Genomic DNA, 12,669 nt, shown 5'->3' on the forward strand with positions numbered 1-12,669 from the left:
TTTAGAAGAATGTCCGATGACATTGCGGACAAAAATTCAATAAACGAAAGGGGTTGCATATAAAAACTATCGACTCGGCCAACAGGAATACCAACTTGTTCAATAGCAAAATCAAGAAGTGATCCTGCAGCTATAACGTGCAATTCTGGCATCTGCTCATAAAAATAGCGTAACGCTAAGATTGCTCGCGGAACAGCCTGAATTTCATCTATAAATAACAGTCTTTTGCCGGGAATAATCGGTTTAAGCATAAGAGCCGATAGCTCCCGAATAATTCTATCTGGTTGAAGGTCTTTTTCAAAAATAATGTGTGCTACTTGTTGATTTTCTAAATTAATTTCAAAAAAATCTGGAAATGATGCCCCCAATGTACGCGCTGCATGCGTTTTGCCTACCTGCCGAGCACCACGCAAAAGTAAAGGCTTGTGATATTGATCAGTTTTCCAATTATGTAAGTAGAAGTCAATAATGCGTTTCATTGTAATTATCCTAACTTTTTTGGTTGTAATGCAAGGTTAATTTTATATATTTTTGGTCGAAATTCAATATTAATTCTACACACTTTTGGTCGAAAATCAAGGTTAACTTGGACCAATTTTGGTCGAAAATCTAGCATATCTAACAAAAAAAACACTTGAACTTTTTCTGATTTTTTTATTCAACAGTTACTGATTTAGCTAAATTGCGCGGCTTGTCGATAGGACATCCGCGCTCTTTTGCAATTGCATAGACAAAGTATTGTACAAGACCAATTATTGCGAGCGGACCAAGTAACGCTGGTACGTTATTTGAAATAATAAATGATGTTTCTGCTAATGCACATAATTCTGTTTGACCTTCATATGCAAAAACAATTACACGACCACCACGCGCTTTAACTTCATGCGCGTTGGAAAGAAGTTTTTGGTAAATAACAGGATCACCGTGAGAAAAAACGTACACCGGCATATTGTTATCAACTAACGCAAGCGGACCGTGCTTAAGTTCACCAGCTGGATAACTTTCGGCAAACACATACGCCACTTCTTTTAATTTGAGTGCACTTTCCATCGCGAGCGGATAGCTGATGTGTCTACCCAAAAATAATGCTTTATCGAACTGCGCATAGCACGCAGCATGTATATGATCAATTGCATATTTATGCTGCTCCAAAGAACTCTCAAGCACATGTGCTACTGAAAACAAATCGCATTCTGCTCGTAGCAAATCTTTGTGTGTTATTACACCTTTTTCAACCGCAATATAATGTGCTAACCAGTAGAGCGATGCTAACTGTGTAGAAAATGCCTTTGTTGAAGCAACTGCAACTTCTGGCCCTGCATGAGTTAACAAAAAACCATTCGCCTCGCGCACAATAGTACTTGTTGCAACATTAGTCAGAGCAACTGTAGATAATCCATAAGCATTAATCAATCGCAATGCTTCAAGCGTATCAGCCGTTTCACCTGATTGAGAAATAACCACATACAGTGCATTTTTTTGAGCAAAAAAAGAAGCGTGTCTAAATTCTGAAGCTAAACATACCGTTACAGGAACATGTGTAATTGCTTCAAAAAAAAACTGCGCAATACGCGCAGCATGCCATGAAGTACCACATGCTAACAAATATATATGCGCAATATTTTGCACTTGGCCGACAGTCAAAGCTAATTGATTCCATAACAACGGTTGCAATGCTTGCAAAGAATTAACTGTTTTAATAATAGCGTTCCTTTGTTCGTAAATCTCTTTGAGCATAAAATGCTCATATCCATTTTTTTCGGAACGCTCAAAAGTTGCTGCAACAGCTTGAATCACAACAGGTAATTCATTGCCAGCAAAATCGTATATTTTTATCTCTTTTTTTGAAATAACAGCAAAGCTTTCATCGGGCAAAAAAATCACTTTATTTGTCTTGTCTGAAAATGCAATAACATCCGATGCTACAAACATCTCTCCATCACCAATACCAACACACAACGGAGACCTTTTGCGCACTGCAATAAGATATTCAGGAAAAGACTCCATCATTACCAAAAACGCATATGCTCCATGCAACTGTTGCATAATAGCACTGATACTAGAAGGCACAATTATTGATGTATGCGCTAAATCTTCAAACAAATGAGCAATAACCTCTGTATCTGTATCAGAACTAAAAATATGTCCCGATTTGAGCAATTGACTACGCAGCACGTCATGATTTTCAACAATGCCATTGTGTACGACCGAAATATTTTTGAAACAATCAAAATGAGGATGAGCATTTTCTTGCGATGTATCACCATGTGTTGACCATCGCGTGTGGCCAATTCCTAAAAAACCATCGATGGGATCTCGCTGCACACGTTCCACCAGATTAATTAACTGACCAGATGATTTGGAATATAAAAGCTTTTGATTAATGGGATCAAGACAGGCAAAACCGGCAGAATCATATCCACGGTATTCTAATCGAGCAAGTCCTTCAAAAATAAATGCACTACAAAAAGATTTTCCTACGTAGCCCACAACAGTGCACACTTTAGCCCCACGCTCCCTTTTTTAAAACTCTTTTTTATCAAATAAACCGACTTTTCAGATATTCTCAGCGCTCGTCCTGAACTTGTTGAAGGATATCCTCGAGCGCGAGATAAGACTTTAATCGGATCACAACAACTATATTAAGATACCCCATGCCTAAGAGTAGTCAAGCATGGGGCTACAAAATTTCGAGTATAAAACTATTAACGTTTTACGAACTGGAACTTACGACGAGCAGCTTTTTGACCATATTTTTTACGCTCTTTTTTACGAGCATCAACAGTCATAAGACCATGTTTTTTCAAAATAGGCTTTGCATTTTCATCAAATTCAACAAATGCACGCGCAATTCCCAATTTTACGGCATCAGCTTGCGCTATTTTACCACCACCACACACATTAACTTCAGCATTAAAGTTTAAGCCCGGACACACTCTGAATGGAGTTGCTGCCATATCAGCTGCTATTTTTGTGTCAAAATAGCTCAAATGATCTTGTCCGTTCACTCTAATTTGACCATCGCCACGACGCAACCATATGCGCGCAACCGCAGTTTTTCGACGTCCTACGCCATGAGCAACAGGAGCATTAGCGGTATTTGTTTGTTTTTTTGCCATATCGCACTATAACCTTCTGATATGATTTAACAGGAAATCTTTTAAATACAATGATTTTGTTAATTAGTATAGGTATATAAAAATTAATTGTCAAAAACTAGGCAAGCCTAAAACCTCTTTTACCCCAGACCTTTTACAACGGAAATCGTCCAATCCATGCTACGCTCATCAGCTTAATCCATCTCAAATTCTTTCCAACGTGTGCCCGACTGCAGCTTCAGCGAAAGTTGGGCTATAGACCAGGTCTTTCTTCAAAGTTCTCTTGGCATGCTAAACAACGCATGGTACCGGGGAAAGATTGTAGCCGTTTTTCCGAAATAGGATTGCCACAATCAACACATAGTCCGTAGGTACCTTCTTTTATACGTTCCAGAGCTTTTGCTATGCCACGGTATTCCTCAACCTCAGCATCTTGTAAAGACATTCTCAATGATTCCATGGTCGCCGTCAACGCCTGATCGCCCGGATCTTGCACTTGACCGTCAGAGAACTGTTCTTTGGACATTTCTGTTAATTTTTGCTCAAGTTCTAACTTGCGCTTGAGCAGATCTGCTTCAATTTTTTTTAAATTATGCTTCTCATTCACTTTTTTCCCTTTTTTTATGAAAAAAATTTTTTAACAATGCCGCAGACTCTTCTCCTTTAACACCTTCAATAATTGAAAATGCATCCTTTTTGTATACCCAAAGATCATCCTGATTGTCAAGACGAAAACCAAACAGAGGAGATGCTGCGCCATAGACAATTCCATCCAAACGACTCAATTTAATAAGTCCCATACACATTGAACATGGTTCCAGCGTTACATACAACCAGTGACCATTAAGTCGCCAATCACCTAATGCCTTACCAGCTTCTTCTATCGCCACGGCTTCAGCATGCGATCGTTGTGTACAATCACGTTCAACGCTATTGTATCCATACCCTACAATCTCTCCTTCCTCATTGACTATCACAGCCCCAATAGGCACTTCATCAATCTCGTACGCACGTTGTGCTTGCTCAAGAGCTTCTTGCATAAAAAATAGATCTTTTTCTTTTCCAAAGATGGTTTCTAACATTTTCCCCCCACCATTTTAAACACGCAATCCATCTCATATATTTACAAAGAGGACAAAACCGGACCTGTTATATTAATTCATTTTTTTTCTCTTTTGAAGTATAATATAAACATATTATGAAATAACTATCTTATACCCCATGTTACATGTTATTTCACATGGGGACCCCTAGTAAAGACCGAATTAAAAAGATTTATTAGGATTGAATCATTTATTCTAGCAACTTATGCTTTAGATAAAAATTAAAAAATTCACCCATTTTTGAGTAACCCAAAAAGAAAGGGTCGGTAAATTTTATGACAAAACCAGTAAAAGAATATGCAGCGCAATCCATTCGAGTGATGGAAGGTCTTGAAGCGGTCAGAAAAAGACCTGCTATGTACATTGGCTCAACAGGTCCTCAGGGTTTACATCATTTAGTGTATGAAGTTGTTGATAACTCTATTGATGAAGCTCTTGCAGGTTACTGTGATACGGTTAATGTAATATTGCATGAAGATAGTTCATGCTCAGTAGAAGATAATGGTCGTGGTATTCCAACAGACATTCATCCAACTGAAAAAGTATCAGCCGTTGAAGTAGTTCTGACCAAATTACACGCAGGTGGAAAATTCGACAAAGATACTTATCAATTTTCTGGTGGTTTACATGGTGTTGGTATCTCTGTTGTGAACGCACTTTCAGAATGGACACGCGTTACCGTCTTTCAAAAAGGTAATATCTATTTCCAAGAATTTCATCGCGGCAAACCGGTAAAATCATTAGAAATTATTGGCACAACCGAAAAACGTGGAACTCTTGTTCACTTTAAACCAGATGCCGAAATTTTTACTGAAGGTACTAACTTAAGTTTTGAAACATTATCATCACGTCTGCGTGAACTTGCGTTCTTAAATAAAAACGTACGCATCAGCATCTCTGATGAACGCCACAACAAACACCACGAATTCCATTTTGCAGGCGGTATTGTTTCTTTTGTTGAGCATATTAACGAAAAAAAGTCTCCCATATTCCCTGAAGTCATCTATTGTGCAAAAACTGACGACAAGTATGTCCTTGAAGCTGCATTACAATATAATGATGGCTACGGTGAACAACTCTTTTCGTTTGTTAACAATATTAACACCATAGAAGGCGGAACACATCTTTCTGGCCTTAAAGGTGCATTAACCAAAGTGTGCAATAAAAAAGCACAAGAATTTGGTGTGCTCAAAGGTAGCGATGCCTTTTCAAGTGAAGACGTGCGTGAAGGACTTGTGTGTGTCTTGAGTATCAAAGTACCTGAACCACAGTTTGAAGGCCAAACAAAAACAAAATTAGGAAACAGTGAAGTAAAAGGTATTGTTGAATCATGGTTATTCGCATATCTTGATATCTTCTTTGAAGAAAACCCAACTGTCGCAAAAAAAATTGTCCTCAAAGCTGATATTGCTCGTAGCGCCCGTGAAGCAGCTCGTAAAGCTCGCGATCTAACACGCAGAAAAACAGTTCTTGAAGGAATGATTTTACCGGGAAAATTAGCCGATTGTACTCTGGAAGACCCAGCACTCACTGAAATTTTCATCGTTGAGGGTGATTCTGCAGGCGGTTCTGCTAAACAAGGACGCGATCGTAGCAACCAAGCAATTTTACCACTCAAAGGTAAAATTTTGAACGTTGAAAAAGCTCGTCTTGATAAAATACTTTCCAATGATGAAATCAAGGCTCTTGTATCAGCAATTGGTAGTGGAATCGGTGCAGATTTTGATTTTAATAAAGCACGCTATCATAAAATTATCCTCATGACCGATGCTGACGTTGATGGTTCACACATTAGAACGTTGTTACTCACATTCTTCTTTAGATACATGCGTCCACTTATTGATCATGGATATTTGTATATTGCTCAACCACCATTGTACAAGGCAAAAATTGGTAAAAAAGAGCAATATCTTAAAGATGATGCTGCATTCATAAACTTCTTGTTTGATTGGGCACAAGAACAAACAGTGCTCACAACAGGAAACAAAGAAGTTGATGCTGCTACGCTATCAACATTGCTCAATGACATTCAGGAATATGACACAAAATTAAATAGCACCAGTATCGATTTTAAAATTTCCTTTGATCAATGCAATGCTCTTATTGCAGCACTACACAAATATCCATGGGAAAAAGAAAATGGTACTGAACAATTAGTTGGAAATCTCAAAAAATTCTTCCCTGGGTATGTAGTTAAACTGGAAGAAGCAGAACTCATTGATCCTTCTCAGCAAATAGATAATGATTTTGATCAAACGGATAATCGTCCGCTTTACTCACGAATTTCATTCAAAATGATGAGTAAGCATTGGGATATTCCACTGAACTTCTTTACCGCATCGGAAGTAAAGAAAGCTGTACACATTTTAGCAAAACTTGCCCTTATTCAAGATAACGATTGGAATCTTTCTATTATCGGAAAAGAACGAGCAATTAGCGGTATTGGTGCAACTGATTTTCTTGCTGCAATTAAAGCAATCAGCAAACCGTTCATGAACATTCAACGCTATAAAGGTCTTGGTGAAATGAACCCTGATCAATTGTGGGAAACAGCAATGGATAACAAAACACGATCGTTGCTTAAAGTTACCATTGAAGATTCTCTTGAAGCTGATAGATGGTTCTCCACATTGATGGGTGAGGATGTAAAAGGTAGAAAAGAATATATCGAAGATTTTGGTAAATTTGCTAAAAACTTGGATGTGTAAAAAACAACTAAAAAATAATTTTAATTTCCGCTCGTCCTGAGTGTTTTTGTCCTCAAAAATGTATCGAAGGATGATATTTAAAATTAACCCTTCGATACATTCTACTACGCAAAGCTTCGTAGAACACTCAGGGCGAACGGGAAAAAGTTCACATAATGAGTATTTTGGAAACAATCAAACAATTTATCACAAAACATACGCTCATTAAGCGTAACGACACAATTATCATCGGGCTCTCAGGAGGGCCCGATTCTGTATTTTTGTTACACACGTTTGTTGCATTGCAAGAAAAATATAATCTGACTCTTATTGCCGCACATCTTAATCATGAATGGCGCGCGGAAGCTGACAGCGAACAACAACTCTGCCAAACCATTGCAGCACAATTCAACATTCCCTTTGTTACAGCAAAACTGTCATCACTATCTCAAAACAAAAAATACAACGGTTCAAAAGAAGAATTTGCACGTCATATGCGTCGTCAATTTTTGCAAAGTGTTTTGCACGAACACAATGCACACAGCATTGCACTGGGTCACCATGCACAAGATCAACAAGAAACATTTTTTATTCGCTTAATTCGCGGAACAAGTCTTGCAGGTTTAACTGGTATGCATCCAAAACATGGTCTTTACATTCGACCATTACTAGAAACAAATAAAGCCGACATTTTACAATGGCTCAACACACACAACATTACATATGCTGTTGATGCAAGCAACGCATCTCCCAATTATCTTCGCAACCGCATCCGCTCAACAGTGCTACCAGCACTTACTGCATGTGATGAACGTTGGAATAACAACTTTCTCACAACACTCAATCGTATACAACAAGATGATGCATTGCTTAATGAAATTGCTCTGACAACATTACATAATCTTATTGAAACCATAGACGATAAACGCACACTAAATGTATCGCCATTTATCGCAACTAATCCATCATTGCGCCACCGCATTATCATATTGTGGTTAATTCACAACAATGTGCAATTCCCTACTACACAAGCCTTTTTGGATGAAATTATTCGCTTTTTGTGCAACCCTAGTGGCGGTACTCATACTATTCATGAACAATGGTCTTTGGTTAAAAAACAGGGTAAAGTTTTTATATTGAAAATTTAATCTCTGATTAAGAGCCTATCCCTGAACTCAGAAAAATGTCTTAATCCGCAATGCAGACTACTCCCTTCCGCTCGCCCTGAGTGTTTTTGCTTTGCAAAAATGTATCGAAGGGTGTAATTTAATTAAAATTTTCGATGTTTTTATATTATTTTTATTGTTGAGGTTTTCAAGATTAATCATTCTTAAAATTACCCTTCGATACATTTTTGAGGACAAAAACACTCAGGGCGAGCGGAAGGGAGGATAAATTATTTTAACAAAATTTTAGTTTAGGGATGGGCTCTAAGATAAGATTAATCCCCAATATTCTTGGGGATCCGATTTTGGTTTCACCAAAATGATTTTGTGGTGGGGCCCTTGTCCGGCCCCCCACACCCCCAGATACCAATAGTTCCCTTGGATTCCCACGATGAGATGTAACTCGCGCCCCAGTCTGCTACGTAGCCTAAAGCGCTCAGACAAGACATCTCAATGGGTACTAGCTTCTTATTTTGCTACTGATTTGCTCTCTTACTATTTGCTATTCATTTACGTATCTACTCGCATGCACCATTACTCCTGTGCTTACGCTCGGAGTAAGGGCTCGTAGTACAGTCCTTCTTTTTACGGATAACCCTTCGATACATTTTTGCAAAGCAAAAATACTCAGGGCAAACGAATGAGAAATTAATTCTTAGATAAGTTGGTAAAAAGTCCCATGAGGCGCGTATGATGATTTAGGCTGCTTTTATCCCCATGCTTCATTTCATTTTGCACGGGGTCCCCGGCGAAGAGTTAACGGAGCTGGGGTAAGAGACTTTGGTCTGAATTCGCGCTGTAAGAGGTCAAGCAGGATGCTTGTGTCTGAGGTTGTAGGGAGCCGGACAAGGGCCCCACTACAAAAAACTACTGTAGTGAAACGGAAGTTGGGTCCCCAACCAAAGTGGGGATTAATTATTTATTTTTATCCAACAATATCGTAGAATAGTAGAAAAAAGGGATGTGATGAATATTATTCGCGTCAGCAGAAATGTTACAATCATAGCGCTCCTTTTATCCCTCCTTTTCCATGTCGGCACTATTCTTTATGTATTTATGCAAAAAACAGGCAATCCTTTAAGCAGTCACATCGAACAACAAGAACAGGCAGAAGAATTAAAAAACCTCACAACACATGATCCTTGGGTAGAAACAAAAGCACGTGCAGGAAACTTTGGTTCTCCAGTCTTTTTTAGAGATGAACCCGAAACACAACAACAATCCTCCTTCGCTGAAGCTACTGCGGACACGTCGAAGGGCACGCCCGCAGAAACAGAAGAAGAACAATCATTTGAGCAAAGGGTTCCCGCTCTGCAAGATTCACCCGATACTGATGAAACATTACCAGAAGAAGAGTTTCAAGTTCCCCTTGCACAAGATATAACAGTCAAAAATGCAATATCAATGCGAGAATCAGTACAAGCTCAACCGACACCTTCAGTAAGAAAACGTGCACCACACAAAAAAAGAACTCAAACAAAAAAAAGATCTTCTCAACAAAATAACCCCATCGCACCCACTGGTGCGCAAAAGCCTCCTTTGTCTCTTGCACAACTAACACAAGGTTTTTTACATCACCTTGAAGAAGGTGGTACCTATGGTGTGTCTATGATTGGTAAAAAAAATGGCATTCCAAGCGAAGATCAACTTAAATACGAACGGTATTTACAAAAATTGGGTTGGTGCTTACAAAATTCATACAACATCAACAATGATCGTTGCCCTGCAGTAGCACAAGACACAATCGCGCATATATTACTTGTTCTGAATCGTGATGGCACTATGAAGCATCTTAATGTAGCTAAATCATCGGGAAACATACATCTTGATCAGTTCACTCTTTTTGTGTTTCGCGATGCAAGCACGTCGTTTCCTCCTGTACCGCAGTACCTACCAGATGATCCATTTGCCATTACATACGTAATCTCCATCAATGCTACTGATAACAACAATATGAGAATGTATAGACGTTAACAAAAAACTTCACCATTCCATTCCGACTATGATAGGGTTATAAAAACACCACACCCTACCTTCGGAGAGATAATGAAACGCCTGATACAAATTATGTTATCAACTATCATCAGCACCACATCCGCAACAACGTACAGCTTAGAAAATTTTGATATTGTCCTAAAATCAAAATGGCAAGAACTTGGTAGCAATGATAACACATGCACAGACTTTGGTGGTAAGTGGATTCTTGTAGGTAGCATTACTTTTAAAAAACGATCTAAAGACCCCATTTTTGTAGACGAAATCAACCTTCGTTGGCATGGTGAAAAACTTAATCATTTGATCGGCTCTCTCTACAAAAAAAACCTTGCTAAAGAATTTTTAGCCATAGAAGATAACCTGATCTGCGATGGTGTATGGAATGAAAAAAAACAAACTCTCATTTTAGATTTTGATGAAAGAGAAAATCTTGGACCAACAACGATCTTTTACTTAGTTTTGACCGTACCAGAAACAATCGAGCCTATGCTCAAAAAAGGCCATTTTTGCCTAGAAAACAACTGCCTACCCCACCCTTTTAAACAGTGCGCTCAGAATGAGAAACTAACCCTAGCTATTAATGATACCCTCGCTAAAGGTTCAATTCGTTAAAACCAGACCACATACCTATAATATTTCCCGCGCTCATTCTGAACTTGTTGAAGAATTAAGCGCTCTGATCCTTCAACAAGTTCAGGATGAGCGCAAAGAACACAGGTTAGATTGATGAAATATGCTTAACCCATTAAAAAAGACCCTTCCCCCTTAGCACACAGCTATTTTTATGTTATAATCAAAAGGAAAATGTCAATTTAGCCACAGAATGTGGGTTTAACTATATGGGTCATCATGAAACATTATAAAATTCTCGGACTAGATTCTTTAGCAACATGGGATGAAATTAAAGCTGCCTACCGCGCATTAGCTATGAAATATCATCCAGATCGTAATCCTGGTGATGCGACAGCTGAAACCAAATTTAAAGAAATTCAAACCGCTTACGAAGTCCTTGAAGAAAGAAAATTTCTTTTTACCCCTAAATTAGACGCTTTGCGCTCCAAAAAAACCAAGGTTCAAGATCAGGAAAACGAACCGCGTGAGCAAGACTAAAAAAGCCCTGTAAGATTGGGAGACCATTATGAACAAAGCAGATTACTATAAAATATTGGGTGTTGGCCAATCAGCCACAACGGATGAGATCAAAACGGCGTATCGCAAGCTTGCTATGAAATATCATCCTGACCGCAACCCTGATAATAAAGCAGCTGAAGATAAATTTAAAGAAGCTACTGAAGCTTATGAAGTCCTTGGTGACACGCAAAAGCGTTCTCAATATGATCAATTTGGTCATGCTGGCGTAAATAACGGTATGGGTGGTGGACATGGACACCCAGGCAGCATGAACATGGATGATATTTTTGAAAATTTTGGTGACATTTTTGGTTCTATGTTTGGTGGTGGCACTGCCAAAAATCGCCGTAAGAAAGGCCCTCAGCCTCAAGCTGGGTTATCTTTAACCAAAGACATTGAAATAACACTGCAAGAAGCTTTCCTTGGCGCAAAAAAAGAAATTGCATACCATCACTACTTCTGTTGTGATACATGTAGTGGAACCGGTGCTCGCGCAGGAACAAGCGCTCAAACATGCGTTACCTGTAACGGATCCGGTGAAATGCATTTTAAACAAGGCTTCTTTATGTATGCACAAGCATGCGGAAGTTGTTCTGGAAAAGGTTTTGTAATAGCAACACCATGTAGTAGCTGTAATGGACAATCACGCGTTCAACGCTATGATAAGTTTACCGTAAACATCCCTAAAGGTATTTTTAATGATGCCGAACTACGCGTCAGTGAAAAAGCTGATGCTGGACTCTATGGTGGACCTGCTGGTGATCTTTTCTTGCGTATTCGCGTAAAAGAAGATAAAACCTTTAAACGTGATAATGATGATTTGATATGCAACGTAATGCTTACCTACCCACAACTTACTCTTGGCTGCCAAGTTGATATTGAAAATATCGATGGAACAAAACACACCATCAAAATTCCAAAAGGCTGCCCGGTTGGAGAAAAGATCGTTATCTCCGGAGAAGGTTTTTATAAACTCCGTGGCAAAACCCGCGGTGACTTAATTATCATCACACAATGTTTTATCCCTACTAAAATCTCTGCTGATGCGAAAAAGAAACTTCAAGAATATTCTGATATCATTGGAACTCAAGCAAATAGTAACGATGGTTTTATCACCAGCTTTTTCAAAAAATTCTTGGGATAACATTTTTTATGAGTTCGTATCCTTCGACCCGTCCTTCGCCGAAGGCTTCGGAGGGCAGGCGGGCGTTTACTCCTGAGCTTGTCGAAGGGTCAGGACGAACGGAGAAAGAAAATTTCTAATCCCGTTCGTGGTGAGCCCGTCGAACCATACGAACTCATGTTTATCCAAATCACTATCCCTCGTTACCAAGAAATTAACCTGCTTCTCAAAAAATAACACAATCTCCTTTGTGTCCCTTAGGGCACTGCGACTGTAATACCCAGTCTCTCTCTCAGTAACTTTTGTATTATAGGAGATAATCCATCCAACATTCCCATCGCGTATGGTGATGTAAGTTGTATAGAA

The 12,669-nt window shown here is 38.9% G+C and carries 11 protein-coding genes; 6 read left to right on the forward strand and 5 right to left on the reverse strand.

Going from position 1 to position 12,669, the window contains the following annotated elements:
* The 5 genes from VJJ26_05075 to VJJ26_05095 form a co-directional block, all read right to left on the reverse strand.
* Positions 1–479 (reverse strand): AAA family ATPase (locus tag VJJ26_05075; protein HLC07521.1); only part of this gene is annotated, 479 nt, incomplete at its 3' end.
* Between the two features lie 175 nt (positions 480–654).
* Complete coding sequence (gene glmS, locus VJJ26_05080; protein ID HLC07522.1) at positions 655–2,502, reverse strand: glutamine--fructose-6-phosphate transaminase (isomerizing); 1,848 nt, start codon at positions 2,500–2,502, stop codon at positions 655–657.
* Between the two features lie 203 nt (positions 2,503–2,705).
* A complete protein-coding gene (gene rpsI / locus VJJ26_05085) occupies positions 2,706–3,119 on the reverse strand; it encodes a 30S ribosomal protein S9 (GenBank protein ID HLC07523.1) in 414 nt (137 codons plus the stop codon).
* Between the two features lie 232 nt (positions 3,120–3,351).
* Positions 3,352–3,705 carry a TraR/DksA C4-type zinc finger protein gene (locus VJJ26_05090; protein HLC07524.1) on the reverse strand — a complete coding sequence of 118 codons (354 nt, stop codon included), beginning with the start codon at positions 3,703–3,705 and terminating at the stop codon, positions 3,352–3,354.
* Positions 3,698–4,180, reverse strand: coding sequence for a nucleoside deaminase (locus tag VJJ26_05095; protein HLC07525.1), 483 nt, complete (start codon positions 4,178–4,180; stop codon positions 3,698–3,700). Before VJJ26_05095 ends, VJJ26_05090 begins: the two co-directional genes overlap by 8 nt.
* Before the next feature lie 296 nt (positions 4,181–4,476).
* Here VJJ26_05095 and gyrB point away from each other — a divergent pair, with 296 nt between their 5' ends.
* From gyrB to dnaJ, 6 genes are all read left to right on the forward strand, one after another.
* Complete coding sequence (gene gyrB, locus VJJ26_05100) at positions 4,477–6,909, forward strand: DNA topoisomerase (ATP-hydrolyzing) subunit B (protein ID HLC07526.1); 2,433 nt, start codon at positions 4,477–4,479, stop codon at positions 6,907–6,909.
* Positions 6,910–7,064: 155 nt separating this feature from the next.
* Entirely contained in the window at positions 7,065–8,036 is a 972-nt protein-coding gene (gene tilS, locus VJJ26_05105) for a tRNA lysidine(34) synthetase TilS (protein ID HLC07527.1), read from the forward strand.
* Between the two features lie 984 nt (positions 8,037–9,020).
* On the forward strand, positions 9,021–10,028 hold the full coding sequence (locus tag VJJ26_05110) for a hypothetical protein (protein HLC07528.1): 1,008 nt from the start codon (positions 9,021–9,023) through the stop codon (positions 10,026–10,028).
* 72 nt (positions 10,029–10,100) lie between these two features.
* Positions 10,101–10,661, forward strand: a complete 561-nt coding sequence (locus VJJ26_05115) for a hypothetical protein (protein HLC07529.1) — start codon at positions 10,101–10,103, stop codon at positions 10,659–10,661.
* A 237-nt stretch (positions 10,662–10,898) separates the two neighbouring features.
* Entirely contained in the window at positions 10,899–11,159 is a 261-nt protein-coding gene (locus VJJ26_05120) for a DnaJ domain-containing protein (GenBank protein ID HLC07530.1), read from the forward strand.
* 28 nt (positions 11,160–11,187) lie between these two features.
* Entirely contained in the window at positions 11,188–12,324 is a 1,137-nt protein-coding gene (gene dnaJ, locus VJJ26_05125; GenBank protein HLC07531.1) for a molecular chaperone DnaJ, read from the forward strand.
* Positions 12,325–12,669 lie beyond the last annotated feature (345 nt).

The sequence above is a fragment of the Candidatus Babeliales bacterium genome (assembly GCA_035288105.1).
Taxonomy (GTDB): domain Bacteria; phylum Babelota; class Babeliae; order Babelales; family Vermiphilaceae; genus SOIL31.

Bases quoted from the DNA above. Each gene is read 5' to 3' on its own strand.
- VJJ26_05115 (HLC07529.1), top strand. From the start codon at position 10,101: ATGAAACGCCTGATACAAATTATGTTATCAACTATCATCAGCACCACA.
- tilS (HLC07527.1), top strand. From the start codon at position 7,065: ATGAGTATTTTGGAAACAATCAAACAATTTATCACAAAACATACGCTC.
- VJJ26_05120 (HLC07530.1), top strand. From the start codon at position 10,899: ATGAAACATTATAAAATTCTCGGACTAGATTCTTTAGCAACATGGGAT.
- VJJ26_05095 (HLC07525.1), bottom strand. From the start codon at position 4,180: ATGTTAGAAACCATCTTTGGAAAAGAAAAAGATCTATTTTTTATGCAA.
- gyrB (HLC07526.1), top strand. From the start codon at position 4,477: ATGACAAAACCAGTAAAAGAATATGCAGCGCAATCCATTCGAGTGATG.
- VJJ26_05110 (HLC07528.1), top strand. From the start codon at position 9,021: ATGAATATTATTCGCGTCAGCAGAAATGTTACAATCATAGCGCTCCTT.
- dnaJ (HLC07531.1), top strand. From the start codon at position 11,188: ATGAACAAAGCAGATTACTATAAAATATTGGGTGTTGGCCAATCAGCC.
- rpsI (HLC07523.1), bottom strand. From the start codon at position 3,119: ATGGCAAAAAAACAAACAAATACCGCTAATGCTCCTGTTGCTCATGGC.